The organism is Chryseobacterium lactis, from assembly GCF_003815875.1.
Lineage (GTDB): Bacteria > Bacteroidota > Bacteroidia > Flavobacteriales > Weeksellaceae > Chryseobacterium > Chryseobacterium lactis.
Genome location: NZ_CP033924.1, coordinates 3,177,132 through 3,192,421, shown reverse-complemented (window position 1 = coordinate 3,192,421; position 15,290 = coordinate 3,177,132). Strand labels below are relative to the sequence as shown.

At 35.8% G+C, this 15,290-nt stretch carries 13 protein-coding genes; 3 read left to right on the top strand and 10 right to left on the bottom strand.

Going from position 1 to position 15,290, the window contains the following annotated elements; all coding sequences use genetic code 11:
• Positions 1–67: 67 nt before the first annotated feature.
• From EG342_RS14155 to gyrB, 6 genes are all read right to left on the bottom strand, one after another.
• The gene (locus EG342_RS14155) at positions 68–919 is read right to left on the bottom strand and encodes a diacylglycerol/lipid kinase family protein (protein WP_103292948.1); all 852 of its coding nucleotides are present in this window, start codon (positions 917–919) and stop codon (positions 68–70) included.
• A 42-nt stretch (positions 920–961) separates the two neighbouring features.
• Positions 962–1,786: an RsiV family protein gene (locus tag EG342_RS14150; protein ID WP_103292949.1), complete on the bottom strand. Its 825-nt coding sequence runs from the start codon at positions 1,784–1,786 to the stop codon at positions 962–964.
• A gap of 91 nt (positions 1,787–1,877) precedes the next feature.
• Entirely contained in the window at positions 1,878–3,815 is a 1,938-nt protein-coding gene (locus tag EG342_RS14145; protein ID WP_103292950.1) for a transglutaminase-like domain-containing protein, read from the bottom strand.
• 2 nt (positions 3,816–3,817) lie between these two features.
• Positions 3,818–5,710, bottom strand: coding sequence for a DUF3857 domain-containing protein (locus tag EG342_RS14140; RefSeq protein WP_103292951.1), 1,893 nt, complete (start codon positions 5,708–5,710; stop codon positions 3,818–3,820).
• Between the two features lie 136 nt (positions 5,711–5,846).
• Positions 5,847–6,269, bottom strand: coding sequence for a DUF5684 domain-containing protein (locus EG342_RS14135; RefSeq protein ID WP_103292952.1), 423 nt, complete (start codon positions 6,267–6,269; stop codon positions 5,847–5,849).
• 82 nt (positions 6,270–6,351) lie between these two features.
• Positions 6,352–8,286 (bottom strand): DNA topoisomerase (ATP-hydrolyzing) subunit B, encoded by a 1,935-nt coding sequence (gene gyrB / locus EG342_RS14130; RefSeq protein WP_103292953.1) that lies wholly within the window; start codon positions 8,284–8,286, stop codon positions 6,352–6,354.
• A 376-nt stretch (positions 8,287–8,662) separates the two neighbouring features.
• Between gyrB and EG342_RS14125 the strand changes: the two genes are divergently transcribed.
• Positions 8,663–10,006: a cytochrome ubiquinol oxidase subunit I gene (locus EG342_RS14125; RefSeq protein WP_103292954.1), complete on the top strand. Its 1,344-nt coding sequence runs from the start codon at positions 8,663–8,665 to the stop codon at positions 10,004–10,006.
• Complete coding sequence (locus tag EG342_RS14120; protein ID WP_103292955.1) at positions 10,003–11,007, top strand: cytochrome d ubiquinol oxidase subunit II; 1,005 nt, start codon at positions 10,003–10,005, stop codon at positions 11,005–11,007. Before EG342_RS14125 ends, EG342_RS14120 begins: the two co-directional genes overlap by 4 nt.
• An 84-nt stretch (positions 11,008–11,091) precedes the next feature.
• Here the strand turns inward: EG342_RS14120 and lysS are convergent, their stop codons facing one another.
• From lysS to EG342_RS14100, 4 genes are all read right to left on the bottom strand, one after another.
• Complete coding sequence (lysS, locus tag EG342_RS14115) at positions 11,092–12,789, bottom strand: lysine--tRNA ligase (RefSeq protein ID WP_103292956.1); 1,698 nt, start codon at positions 12,787–12,789, stop codon at positions 11,092–11,094.
• 169 nt (positions 12,790–12,958) lie between these two features.
• Positions 12,959–13,888, bottom strand: coding sequence for a 23S rRNA (adenine(1618)-N(6))-methyltransferase RlmF (gene rlmF / locus EG342_RS14110; protein ID WP_103292957.1), 930 nt, complete (start codon positions 13,886–13,888; stop codon positions 12,959–12,961).
• Complete coding sequence (locus EG342_RS14105; RefSeq protein WP_103292958.1) at positions 13,889–14,263, bottom strand: c-type cytochrome; 375 nt, start codon at positions 14,261–14,263, stop codon at positions 13,889–13,891.
• Positions 14,263–14,475, bottom strand: a complete 213-nt coding sequence (locus EG342_RS14100; RefSeq protein WP_103292959.1) for a hypothetical protein — start codon at positions 14,473–14,475, stop codon at positions 14,263–14,265. Before EG342_RS14100 ends, EG342_RS14105 begins: the two co-directional genes overlap by 1 nt.
• 197 nt (positions 14,476–14,672) lie before the next feature.
• On the opposite strand from EG342_RS14100, the gene EG342_RS14095 reads away from it, so the two are divergent.
• Positions 14,673–15,128 (top strand): cupin domain-containing protein, encoded by a 456-nt coding sequence (locus EG342_RS14095; protein WP_103292960.1) that lies wholly within the window; start codon positions 14,673–14,675, stop codon positions 15,126–15,128.
• The last annotated feature ends 162 nt before the right edge of the window (positions 15,129–15,290 follow it).

Here is a 15,290-nt window from a genome sequence, read left to right as displayed (position 1 = left end):
TTTAATCGGATTCAGCTCGTATTTGTAATATGAGATTGCTTCGTCGCTTCGCTCCTCGCAATGACAATTAAACCAAAATATTAAGGCTTGCAGGCTGTACTTTTACGTGAACGGGAGATTTTATCTTATTAAACTCACCGTCAAGGTGCCAGTTTTTGGTATTTACCTTGAACTCAATTTCAGAAACAGGAAGATACGTAACGTAGTCATCATCTTTCAGCCTTTTGGTAAACATTCTGAATGCAAAAAGTGCAGAATAGGTTAATGGAAATTTTTTCACCAATACCATATCTACCAGGCCATCACTTTTACTGGCTTGAGGAGCAATGTAAGCGTTATTTCCAAACTGACGGGTATTCGCAATATTCAACATTAAATATTTGCCGTTGTATTGCTGGTATTGTTCGTCAGAAAACTTTACTTTGATAGGTTTATAATTGAAGAAAGTCTTCAAAGAAACTTTAATGTAATTTTTGAAACCTCGGCTGGTTTTCTCAAATTCTTTAACCACTTTCCCATCAAAACCGGTTCCCGAAACATTGATTGAGAGTTTATCGTTAACAGTAAATGTATCAATCTTTCTGGATTTTTTTTGTTTTATCTTTTCCAGCAGCTCATCCAGATTTTTGTTGAAACGAGTTTCGTTAGAGAATCCATTTCCGGAACCTGCCGGAAAAATAGCCAGAATTTTTTCTGTATTAATCAGATTTTTAGCTACCGTTGAAATGGTACCATCTCCTCCAATGGCTACAAAAATATCCACTTTATCAAAATAATTCTGAATAAACTCGTCTGTTCCCGCAATAGATTCGGAGACATAATATGATGGATTACTAACCTTTTTTTTCAGTTCATTCAAAAACGGCTGATAGTTTTTTTTTGCCGAAAAAGGGTTAATAATAAAAGCTACTTTTTCCATTACCGCAAAATTAAAAAATGCTTCCGAATCGGAAGCATTAATTTATTTAATTTTCATTCTTTCTTTAAATTCGGCATTTAAACTCCCATTTAACTCATCCCATGAGATAGGGATTACGATGTCACCAGCGGCAAAAGCAGCAATTTCATAGGGACTGTAATGGAAATACAGGTTTTTATCATCAAAATAAAAGTTATCTGATGCCGGAATTTTATCCACCAAAAGCATTTCCGAGTTCTTCACTTCCCCATTTTGATCTGTTGTTCCACTTTTAATTGTGTTGATATTCTTCATAAGCAGAGCCTCAATTTTATTTTTTGGCATCGAAGTAATATCTTTTAACTCCAGTTTCTTATTATTTTTAAGATCAAAAACTCTTTCAGAGAAACCATATTCGTCATGTGCTCCACCAATATAGGCACTACTCAGGTATTCAATATGCATATATCCGTTTGTATTGGATTTCAGATTCATTTTGGAACTCGAATACCAAGTCTGAGAATAAGTAATATCCGAAAGCCAATCTTCATTATCTTTTTTTACAGAAGTAAAATAGTTTTTTTTCGCATTTTCAAGATAAGCCTGCAGGCCCGCTTTCGAATAGTCCTTGATTCTATCATCATGAAAATAGATACTGTCCAGGAGCTTTTTATCCTTTATGGAAGGAAAAACCAACAATTTTGAAGTATAAGTAACTTTCAGCGAATCTGTAATCCTTGTAGAATCACTCACCTTGACGGAGTCTACAACAAACTCATCCGATTGTTTATTTTCAGTTTTTTCTATTCCTGTTCCTGCCTTTTCATTTTTCTTACAGGCAGTAAAAGTTAAGAGTGATAATGCCAAAACGGCTATCGTATTTCTCATGATTTATTTTTTGATACTTTATGCAAAAACCATTCAAAAGATGAATGGTTTTTAGAAAAATATTGTTTTTTATTAAATGAGTTCTCGAAATCTAAGATTTTTTAACTAAGCTAATTACCTGATTTTCGCATTTTGAAGCAACACCCCAAATTTGTTTGAATGCCGGATAATAGTCTTTAGGGTAATCTGCACTATTTATTTTTGTGGTGGAAATAACTTCCAGTTTATTCCCTTTATTTTCAATAATATAACTATACTCAATCTCTTTATCTTCTGTTACAATTTTTTTGTTTTTAGGCATTTCTTCAATAACGTACCCTTCAGGAATTTCAAGAACTACTTTTTTGATTTTTGTCGTTGGGGCTCCAAAATCGATCATATACTTTCTTTCGTCGGTCTGATCAAATTCATTAGAATTTTTACTTAAAAATAACATGGGATTGATAATTATTTTCTTTCCAATCTTGTCGATCAAATTCGTGGAAGAAAATTTCATAGTACTTTCAAACGCTCCGCTCTCCAAAACTTTGGAATCAATTCCTGTAAAATCTATTGAAAAGTTTTCTTTGTATTGTTTTTTATATTTTTCCGGGTTTTCATCATACTCGTCTTTTACAAACATAGCAAAAGCTCCTGTATCTTTATCCGAATAACCACCTGAAATGCTACCATCATCATTGATCTTCGCATCTACCGTCAAAAATGTATTACTTACTTTAGTATTGGTCATCTGGATCAGTACCGCCTTATCTTTGTTCACCACAACTCCATACTGATTCCAATCTTTTAAAGGAAGTTCATCTAATGAAGATTGTTTGGAAGTAGCATCATAAATATGCAACTTACCTCCTATTTCCATTGATACCAGTACAAAATTCATGTTCGAAACATTGGGAGACGTCAGATTGATGAGTCCATTGGCTACGGTTGAAATGATCATCGGATCAGCTTTAATTCCTGCTTCACGAAGCAGCATAACCAGGAAGAGATTAATTTCTGCGCCATTCCCAACCTTAGTTTCGATAAGTTTTTTTATGCCCTCGTCCGTATAAATACCTCTGTCCTTGTTCCATATAAAATTTTTCTGAACATAGGAGAAAATAGCATTGGCTTTTTCAAGATCTGTTTTCATTTCCGAAACACCGGCAGGCATGTTTTCCTTTGCTAGTTTTGTTCTTTTCAGCTCACCCCCGAAATCTTCATCTTCATACAGTCTTTTACTGATTTGATCCCATGATGATGAATACAATTTAAGTTCTCTGAAATTTGTAGAATGTAGTTCAGCACTGATTTTTGTTCGATTGTTTCTGTCATTCCTTACAAATTTTTCGGTTTTGAAACCTTTTACATTTTCGAAACCAAATCTGTATATTTTATATTGCGATCCGTAGCTGCTCTTTTCTTTAACGTCTCTATATTTAGGCAATAAAGCTCCGGTATAGTTGATATTATATGAAATATTAAGCGGAGCGTCTAACGCATATTCGGTGTATAAAGAAGGAGTATCCGTTTCTATTAAAAACTGAGGAATCGAATATAAAAATGGGGATACGATTTCATACTGATATTCTAATACCGAACCATTTTTCACATTTGGAAAAGCAAATTTTGTAACGGTTACATTTTTACTTTCCTTACTTTTATATTGAGAGCTCTTTTCTACTTTTACAGGTGTTGCAACTCCATTTTCAAGATTATAGGTAAAAGCCTTAAATTTTCCTAGCGATTCACGGTTATTGTTATTACTCGTATAAAGAGGAATCTCAAGATTTAACCAATCTTCCGCTTTATCTTTATCATAGATCTTAATTCTGTAGAAATATTTTTTATGCAATTCTCCATTAGTACCATCTATAAAAAAATAAACAGACTTATACAAAATTTCTGCAGGACTATTTTCATCCAACAATGACTTTTCCTTTGACAAATCTGCATCATTAAATTTAGGAGCGGTCAAAAACTCATATTTCTGCCCATTCACCAGCATCGAACAGGCACAACCGATTACTATATAAATTATTTTTTTCATGGTTATATCTTTGTTATTAAAATTTTTGAGTTATCAAGATTGATGATTTTTCTTCTGAATCCTACATATTCATTGTACTTTTCTTTTGGGTAAGCTCCTTTATTAATCTGAACCTTTCTGACTACTTTTATTTCCTCTCCATTTTTTGCAAAGGTTAAGTTATAGTAGCCAAACTCAGATTTAAGGTTAATGTTATCGGGCGTTTCATCAAACTTGTACCCTTTAGGAATAGTAAAACCTATTTCGTACTCATCTTCAAAAGATTGTCTGATTTCAAAGGGAAGATCTCTATTTTCATCAGCCTTGTAAACATTATCAGAAAATATCGGAACAGCTCTGAATATCATACTATTCCCAGCGTTTTTACAAAAATTATTCGTTTTAAAGCCTGCATCGAAAGTAATAACAGCCTTATCCCTATCATTCACGAAATTTTTCATTTCGACTTTTTCAAAGTTTAAAACATCAAATGATTTCTTTAATGCTTCATTTCTCTCCGTGGGAGTAAGCCCCATAAATCTTAAATTATAATCATACTGACTCCCTGTGTAATAAAAACTTCCTTCTCCTGTAATACTATTGTCTTCACCAATTTTTATGGTGAGTTTCTGCTTTTCTTTATTTTGTTCAGCTGAATATACCGGAGTATTAATCAGTTCTATTCCATTTTTATTGATTGAAAGTACATTCCTGTCTGTTGTACTATATCCGAGGTGATTAAACGCAATCTGTTGTGAAGTATTTTCAAGCCAGATATTTCCTTTTTCCGTTGGAACCATTAAAATGGCATGATTTCCTCCCATTTTAGGAAAATCGGGATCAAAAGATACGGAAGAAAGACCTGAATTGATCACACAATAATTGGAAGGAATTCCCGCTTCATCCAGCAAAGTTTTCATATAATTGGTAAGCCCTTTACAGTCACCATAACCCTTTTTATTCACCTCTTCAGGCATCATCGGAAGCCAGCCACCAATTCCCAAACCAACATATATATACCTTGTTTTAGCCTGCATATATTGATAAATCTTCCTTACTTTATCTTCCACAGAACCCTGAAGTTGTAAAGCAGCCACTTCAGCTTTGATAGAAGGAGTAGAAACAGCGACCGGTTCTATAAGATTTTTATAGTACCATGTTCCGAAATCTGTCCAATTATTTAAAGTCCCCTGTTTTCCGGCTAAATTGAATTTTGCCAAAACAAAACTTACCTTGGGCAAGATTTTAACAGGTTGTGGAATCAAAGATACATCATCAATTGCAGGAACATTTTTATAGGAGTAAGTCTTTTCATTTCCACTACCACTTTCCGCAACAGTTGTGTAATTATATTTTGATGGATAGATCTTGGATCGCAAGTCAATTCCTGAACTATTGATAATTTTAAATTCTCCTTCCTCCAAAGAGGTATTAGTAGAAGTAAACGGCACAAAATCCGGGATAAAAATCGTATTTTGATCTTCACTTTCATACGAGAAATCTATAGTATAAGGATATTGAACCGGGGTATATGAAAAAACCAGAACCCTATTATCAGAATAGAAAACGCCCTGATTGTTATTGGCAAAGTCCCCAAAATCAGATTTGGACAAGCTTTTCAATTTCTTTCCCGACTCATCATAAATAGTCACTTTTATATTTGAAATGCTTCTCGTTTTATCATAAGGGATATAAGCAATCGCTTTTTCATTGCCATCTTTATTTAAAACTGTGGTGACGGTATTATATTGATATTTTATTTCATCAACTTTATTAATCCTGGCGATTGTGAAATCTTTTCGAACTACAACGTCAGCATTTTTCTTTAAATTTTCAGGAATTGCAGAAACAGGAAAAGTTTGAGCAAAATAAATGGAAGCTGTAGACAACGCTCCAAGAAGTAATATTTTCATCATAGTTATTAAAATCATACAAAAATAACAAAATCTTAATAACTGTTAAAAAATAATTCAAAAACTTTAAATTGAGCCTGATCAAAAGAGGTTTGAACATAAAAAAAGACCTCATTAATGAAGTCTTTTATTTTTCTTTTTAATCGTTTGGAATCCTTTTACTGTCAAATGTATCACTTCCCAGTCCGAGAACGGGAATAAAAATAAATCCGAGGAAAAACAGCAAAATCGTATACAGAGGAGTTTCTTTAGAAAAACCTTTCGCAAGCCTGTCATTCAATACCCAGATAATAAAGATGTTCACCAAAGGTATACATAACAAAATAATCCACCATATGGGTTTTTTCACAATCTCCAGAAGGACAATCGTGTTATAAATTGGAATAAAAGCGGCCCATGCATCCTGTCTTCCAGCTTTTTGAAAAATTCTGTACACGCAATATGCATAGAAGATATAGAAAAAAAGACTGACGATCATCGTACCGATCCCGAATCCTGCAGCCGCTGCACTATTAGCTGCATTCATCCCGTCATAAGAATCTGTTTGTAAAAGAGTTAACATATTATTGTTTTTATTTGGTTTCACCAAATATAAAAAAAGCTTCTAAATAATTAGAAGCTTTTTTTATATATTTTAAATATGTTTATGCATCAATTTTTGCATATTTTGCATTCTTCTCGATAAATTCTCTTCTTGGCGGTACCTCATCACCCATCAACATTGAGAAAACACTGTCTGCTTCCACTGCATTATCAATAGTTACCTGCTTCAGAATTCTGTGTTCAGGATTCAAAGTAGTTTCCCACAACTGCTCAGGGTTCATTTCCCCAAGACCTTTATAACGTTGCACTTCTACTCCTTTTCCATCCGGAGAAATCTCTAATGTAAACTCTTCACGCTCTTTTTCGTTGTAAGCATACACTTTTTTGTTTCCTTTTTTCAATAGGTATAAAGGTGGTTGAGCAATATAAATATATCCGTTCTCAATCAGTTCCTTCATATATCTGAAGAAGAATGTAAGAATCAAGGTAGAAATGTGAGATCCGTCGATATCGGCATCGGTCATGATCACAACCTTATGATATCTCAGCTTTGCCATATTTAAAGCCTTGCTGTCTTCTTCAGTTCCTACAGAAACCCCAAGAGCGGTATAGATATTTCTGATCTCTTCATTATCATATACTTTATGAAGCATTGATTTTTCAACGTTAAGAATTTTACCTCTTAACGGAAGAATTGCCTGGAAATGTCTGTCACGTCCCTGCTTAGCTGTACCCCCTGCGGAATCTCCCTCTACAAGGAAAAGTTCAGATTCAGCCGGATCCTTAGATGAACAGTCAGAAAGTTTCCCAGGAAGACCTGAACCTCCCATCGGAGATTTTCTCTGAACCATTTCACGGGCTTTTTTAGCAGCCTGTCTTGCCTTGGCAGCTAAAACAACTTTTTGAACAATTACTTTAGCTTCATTAGGATTCTCTTCCAGGAAATTAGTAAGCATTTCCCCTACAATTTTATCCACAGCACCAGAAACTTCAGAGTTTCCTAATTTCGTTTTGGTCTGTCCTTCAAACTGAGGTTCCATTACTTTTACAGAGATTACGGCCGTTAACCCCTCACGGAAGTCGTCACCGGTAATTTCTACTTTTTCTTTTGCCGGAAGTCCCAATTCATCGGCATATTTCTTAAGAGTTCTCGTCAAAGCACGTCTGAAACCTGCCAAGTGAGTACCTCCTTCATGAGTATTGATATTATTAACATACGAGTGAAGATTCTCGTTAAAAGAGGTATTGTAACGCATCGCTACCTCTACAGGAATATCATCTCTTTCTCCTTCCATGAAAATCACGTGCTCCATAATAGATTCACGGTTTCCATCGATATAAGCAACAAATTCCTTTAATCCTCCTTCAGAATGAAAAACTTCTGTTCTGAAAGACCCGTCTTCCAATTTTTCTCTTTCGTCGGTAAGGGTAACGGTAATTCCTTTATTAAGGTAAGAAAGTTCTCTTAAACGACTTGCTAACGTATCATAGTTATAAACTAATTCTGTAAAAATGGTATCATCCGGCTGGAAAAACTGCTTTGTCCCTCTTTTGTCACTGTTTCCAATTTCTTCTACTCCAGTTTGAGCTTTTCCTTTAGAGTATATTTGCTGATACACATTTCCGTCTCTGTAAACGGTTGTGATCATTTCATTAGAAAGTGCATTTACACACGATACCCCTACTCCGTGAAGACCACCGGAAACCTTATAAGAATCTTTATCGAACTTACCTCCGGCTCCGATTTTCGTCATTACTACCTCAAGAGCAGATTTTTGTTCTTTTTCATGGAAGTCAACCGGAATACCTCTACCATTATCGCTTACTTCAATTCCGTTTCCTTCTTTAATGGCAACAAAGATCGTATCGCAGTATCCTGCCAACGCTTCGTCAATAGAGTTATCTACTACTTCATAAACCAAATGGTGCAGACCTCTTGTCCCTACATCACCAATGTACATTGAAGGACGCATACGAACGTGCTCCATCCCTTCTAATGCCTGAATACTACTAGCTGTATATTGTTTTTGACTCATATTAATTTTTAAAAATCTTGCTGTATGCAAAGACTTACAAATATCGTGATTTTTTTCGAGGTATGAAAGTTAAAAAATGTCAAAAAAGTATTGTTATTAACATAAAAAAAGAAGACTAAAATGGAATGATATTTTTAGAGTTAATTGTTTTCAGATCACTATCATTTCAAAATCAGTTTTTTATCTTTTTGAAGGCTGCACTTCCACCTATACTTACCTGATTTTATATAAAAAACATTTTAATCTAAAGATCCGGCACCTTAAATTAAGATATAAAAAAACAAAGTTAAAATCTATTCACAAAACCTGTGCTGTTGTAAATCATATTCTACATCAATAATTTATACGTAAATTTATTTACTGAAAAGTTGATATTATGGATGATTTTATAGCAGCCCGCGCTCAGATGGCGCTTTCTCTGGGCTTTCATATCATATTCTCCTGTGTGGGGATGGTAATGCCTTTTTTAATGGCTTTTGCCCACTGGAAATACCTAAAAACCAATAATGAAGTTTACAAGGGACTCACCAAAGCCTGGAGCAAAGGGGTAGCTATTCTATTTGCAACGGGAGCTGTTTCCGGGACGATGCTTTCCTTTGAGCTTGGGCTTCTGTGGCCAGGTTTTATGAAACATGCTGGTCCCATTTTCGGAATGCCTTTTTCTCTGGAAGGAACGGCCTTCTTTATTGAGGCCATTGCCATTGGATTCTTTTTATATGGCTGGGAAAGGTTTAATAAGTGGTTTCACTGGTTCTGTGGCTTTCTGGTCGGAGTAAGCGGGTTAGCATCAGGAATTCTTGTGGTTGCCGCCAACGCCTGGATGAACTCTCCCACAGGATTTGACTATATTAACGGGCAATATCTGAATATAGATCCTATTAAAGCGATGTTTAATGATGCGTGGTTTCCACAGGCTCTGCATATGACGGTAGCGGCATTTTGTGCGACTGGATTTGCTGTTGCAGGAGTTCATGCTTTTTTAATTATGAGAAGAAAAAATGTTGAATTCCATACAAAAGCATTCAGAATTGCAGTTGGCTTTGCTCTTATCGGGGCATTTGGTGCTCCTTTAAGTGGTGATGTGGCGGCAAAATCTGTCGCAGAAAGACAACCCATCAAATTAGCTGCTATGGAAGCGCATTTTGAAACAGAAAAAGGCGCTGCATTCGTCATTGGTGGAATTCCTGACGAAGAAAAAGAAGAAATTAAATATGCTGTTAAAATTCCAAAAGTTTTAAGCTTTTTGGTAAGTAATGATTTTAATGCAGAAGTAAAAGGTCTTAAAGATTTTCCCAGAGACGAATGGCCTCCGATTGCAGTTGTTCATTATGCTTTCCAGATTATGATTTTCTTTGGAGTCATTATGATTGGTATCGGAGCTGTTTACCTTTATGCTTTCTTCTTTAAAAAGGAATGGCTGAGTAAAAACTGGTTGTTAAAAACATTTTTAATGGCAACTCCATTCGGATATATTGCCTTGGAAGCAGGCTGGACCGTGACTGAAGTGGGGCGTCAGCCCTGGATTATTTACGGGATTATGAGAACGGTTGACGCAGTAACTCCAATGCCGGGAATACAGTATTCATTCTATTTCTTTACAGCGATCTTCGTTTCCTTATCATTAATTCTTGTTTTCCTCTTAAGAAGGCAAATACAAATGGTACCCAGGCTTTACGATCCTACAGATCCACAGTTTAACGATAAAAACCAAAAATCATGATTTACATTGTTATAGGCTTTCTATGGCTTTCCATCTGTCTTTATATTATTCTGGGCGGAGCCGACTTCGGAGCCGGTATTGTGGAGCTTTTCAGTAATAAAAAAGCCCGTCATAAGACTCAGGAAATTATGTATGAATCCATAGCTCCCGTCTGGGAGGCCAATCATATGTGGTTAATCATTGCTATTGTAATTCTTTTTGTAGGGTTTCCTGAAATCTATACAACGATGTCTACCTATCTTCATATTCCTTTGGTACTGATGCTTGTAGGAATTATAGCGAGAGGAACGGCCTTCACTTTCAGGCATTATGATGCAGTGAAAGATAACTGGCAGGTGTTATACACTCAGATTTTCTACTATGCCAGTCTCCTGACTCCTTTCTTTTTAGGATTAATTGCTGCTGCAACCGTTTCACATTCTATTAATCCTGATGCAGTAGGCTTTCTGGATCTGTATATTTTCAGCTGGTTAAATTGGTTTGGAGTTTCTGTGGGATTATTTACTGTAGCGCTTTGTGCTTATCTCGCCTCTATTTTCTCATTAAGGGAGACCCGCGATAAAGCTGATCTTTTATTGATGATCAGAAAATCCAAACAGACTATGATCTTTGTAGTCATCACAGGAATTCTTGTATTTGCTACCGCTTATATTTCAGATATCCCTCTTTTGATGTGGGTATTTTCAAAACCTTTGGGAATTATGGCCATTGCTTTTGCCACCATAGCTTTACTTCTTATTCTTAGAGCTTTAAACAATCAAAAACTACTTCCTGTACGTGCGCTCGCGGGTTTTCAAATGGTGATGATCCTTGTCGCAGCGACGTATCAGCATAATCCGAATATTATTTTATTAGGAAACGGACAGCACCTTTCACTGCTGGAACATATGGCTCCTGAAAAAACCATTGCAGCTCTGGGATGGGCTTTAATGCTGGGCTCATTGTTTATTCTTCCGTTTTTATTCTATCTGATGGCTTCGTTCAGTAAATTGAGGAAATAAGTCCAGATGCAATCTTTCGGAAATGGAAAAAAGAAACCGGTACAGAATAATTCTATACCGGTTTTATTATTATTTTGTTTACAACTAAGCTAGTTTCATCAAAAGATTTTCATCAATCTTCTCTACTTTCACTAAGTTGTTTTTAGTTAAAGTTTTAGAAGCTTTATCCCATTTCTTACCTGAGAGCTGGCTTCTGTTCTTGACTTCATTTAAAGCCATCGGCTCTTCCTGAGAATTAAGGATTTCAAGGATTACCTTTTCATCTTCTCCTAATTCAATCTGCGGAACAGTCTTTTCCGGTCTCATCTGAGGGAAGAATAATACTTCCTGGATAGAAGCATTGTTCGTTAAGAACATGATTAATCTGTCCATACCGATTCCTAATCCTGAAGTTGGCGGCATACCGTATTCTAACGCTCTTAAGAAATCCTGATCGATGAACATTGCTTCATCATCTCCTCTTTCCGAAAGAGCCATCTGAGCTTCAAAACGTTCTCTCTGATCAATCGGATCATTAAGCTCCGAATAAGCGTTTGCGATTTCTTTTCCGCAAACCATCAATTCAAAACGCTCTGTCAAGCCCTCTTTGCTTCTGTGTTTTTTCGTTAATGGAGACATTTCGATCGGGTAATCTGTAATGAACGTCGGCTGAATGAAGTTTCCTTCACACTTTTCACCGAAAATCTCATCAATTAATTTCCCTTTACCCATTGTTTCGTTCACTTCAATTCCGATAGACTTTGCAAAATCATATAGTTCCTGCTCAGTTTTTCCCGTAATATCAAAACCAGTGAATTTCAGGATAGCTTCCGTCATTGAAACTCTTGGATAAGGAGCTTTAAAGTCAACATTATGCTCTCCAAACGTTGCTGTTGTAGTTCCATTTACCTGAATAGCACAGAATTCCAATAATTTCTCTGTGAAATCCATCATCCAGTTGTAGTCTTTATAAGCTACATAGATTTCCATTGCTGTAAATTCCGGGTTATGGGTTCTGTCCATCCCTTCATTTCTGAAGTTCTTTGAGAATTCATATACTCCGTCAAAACCACCTACGATCAATCTTTTCAGATACAATTCGTTGGCAATTCTTAAATATAAAGGAATATCTAAAGCATTATGATGCGTAATAAAAGGTTTTGCTGCCGCTCCACCAGGAATAGACTGTAAGATTGGAGTTTCCACCTCAAAATATCCGGCATCGTTAAAGAAAGTTCTCATCGCATTGAACAATTTTGTTCTTTTTACGAAAATCTCTTTCACCTGTGGATTTACTGTTAAATCTACATAACGTTGTCTGTATCTTAGCTCAGGATCTGTAAAACCGTCGTGTACAACACCATTCTCATCAGTTTTTGCCTGAGGAAGAGGACGAAGTGCCTTGGTAAGAAGAGTAAAATTCTTTACCAAAACCGTCTTCTCTCCTACCTGGGTCGTAAACAATTCTCCTTCAATACCGATAATATCTCCGATATCCAAAAGATGCTTGTATACTTCATTATATAGTTCTTTATTTTCTCCCGTACAGATCTCGTCTCTGTTGAAATAAACCTGGATTTTTCCTTTAGAATCCTGCAATTCTGCAAAAGAAGCTTTCCCTTGAATTCTTCGTGACATCAATCTACCGGCGATCTTCACCTGTTTACTTTCAGAAAAGTCCTGTTTTATAGATTCGGTAGTATCTGTAATTATATACTCCTCCGCCGGGAACGCATTAATCCCCATTTCAGTCAGCTTATTAAGCTTTTCTCTTCTAATGATTTCTTGTTCTGATAATTGCATTTCTTATTTTTCTAAAAGCGTACAAATTTAGGCATTTTTGCCTTGCCCGTCAATTGATTTTTTCAGAAATTTTTAAAATGTAGACCTGAAATGGAGTTGAAATGCGTGATACGGGGTATCGGGAGTGCTGAATATGAACTATCGTCCTATTAACTTTAAACCTTGAACTTTAAACAAACCACCTTTTCCTTTCCTTTTGAGGAATAAACGTCCAGGCTAGCATTCTGCTTACTTTTTGTCCCTGCGCCATATCAACTGTTTTAAAATCTGCCACTTTTGCCTTCTTTAAAAGAGCAGTCAGTTTAGGAAGATTGTCTTTTTTTGAAACCAGGCAGGTAAACCAAAGAATCTGAGATGAATACAGACTGCTTTCATTTATCATTTTGGTAATAAAAGCCAGTTCACCACCTTCACACCACAATTCAGACTGCTGCCCCCCAAAATTAAGCAGGGGCTTTTGTTTCTTTGAGTGGTTAAGATTTTTTGTTTTCCTTATATTTCCTTTGATCATAGATTCCTTAGAATCATGAAAAGGAGGATTGCACATTGAAAATGTAAACCGATCTTCAGAACTTAGTATATTTTTAAATATATAATGAGAATCAGGCTGATGCTGTAGTTCAATTACCGATAGTAAATCCGGATTTTGATCCAAAATATGCTGAGCATTTTTCAATGAATCTTCATTGATATCTGTCCCAAGCATCTTCCAACCATAGGATTTATGAGCAATTAAAGGATAAACAAGATTGGCTCCTACTCCCACATCTAACCCTTTCACAGAAATACCTGTCGGAATGTCACCTTTCTGTTCTGCCAAAAGATCGGCAATATAATGAATATAATCAGCTCTACCAGGGATGGGAGGGCATAAGTTGCTATCCGGAATATCCCAGTTTTTAACATTATAAAAATGCAAAAGTAAAGCTTTGTTGAGTAGCTTAACTGCTTCAGGAATACTGAAGTTAATGGTTGCCGTTTGATAGGCATTTACGAAAACATAATGTTTCAGTTCCGGCACACAAGAAATAAGCTGCTCAAAATCATAGGGATTACGATGCAGATTTCTTGTGTGCAGACTGGATTTTTCAGTAGACATTTATTTTTTTTGGCTTAAAATATATTCTACCATCTTTTTAGCATCTTCTTTAGATACCTGTGGATGGGCAGCCATAGGGACACCTCCCCAAACTCCACTTCCGCCTTCGATAATCTTGGAAGCCAGCAGTTCAACATCCTTTTGAGAGTATTTGTTGGCGATTTCCTGATAAGAAGGTCCTATCATTCTTTCAGTAGCAGAGTGACACCCTGAACAATCTAATGTTTCGATGATCTGATCACCTGACAGATTAGATTTTGCAGGTTCTGAAACAGTATTGGTCTCAGAAGAAGTTGCCACTTCAGCTGTATTTTCTTTTTTAGAACAGGAAACGGTCAAAAGACCCAGCATTCCTGCCAAAAATATTTTTTTCATTATTTCTTCGCTGTAGAATCTTTTTTAGCAGATGCAGGTGCAGCAGGTGTTGCAGCAGCAGGAGCAGCCGGTTTAGCAGTAGAATCTACAACAGTAGTTGCTGCCGGTTCTTCAAGCATAGTGTTGCTATCTTGTAAAGAATGATCTGCTTTTTTAGAACAGCTAGCTAATAATAAACCTCCGATAAATGCGATTGCTAATACTTTTTTCATTTTTTTCTAATTTGATAGCAAAAATATAAAAAATAAACTTTTAAACTTATGACAAATGTTTTCTTTGAAGAATATTTTTTAAGCTTGAATTTTAATTAATAAAATCAAAAAAATAATTCATTTACTAGGGAAATTTAAATCTGGTTATTATTTTTGTGGAATGGATAAGTAAATCCATAAACTAATAATGTATACCTATGACAAAAAGAAATTTATTTGGTACAGCCTTACTTGTTGTACTTTGTACCCTCATTCTATCGTGTGACAATTCATCATCTGATAATCAAAAATCAGAATATTCCGATAAAATTGAATCTGTTACCCTCTTAAAAACTTCCAAATCCTGGGAAGGAACCCTCTACCCCGCCTATCCCACGGGACAGCCTGAAATATCGGTCCTTAAAATCTCTGTACCTCCCAACAAAGCTTTAGATTGGCACAAGCACCCTGTGATCAATGCAGCATATGTAGAAAAAGGCGAAATCCAGATAGAAGTTAAAGAAAGTGGTAAAATCCAATGGATAAAGCAAGGACAGGTACTTCCGGAGATGGTTAATATTGCCCATAGAGGTAAAACCGGAGACAAAGGAGCCACTTTGATTGTTTTCTACAGCGGATCTCCTGATCTGCCACTTTCGGAACCCGTGCATTAATAAACCTTTAACGATATGTTTGCTAAAATATTCCATTAGAGCCGGTCAACGTCAATTCATTTAACAAATGATACTGTAAGAAAAGCCTGCCTGAAGATGTTACAATAAGTAATTGATTAATTCTTTGTAAACTAAGCGTTTAAAACAATAATATTTCAAAAG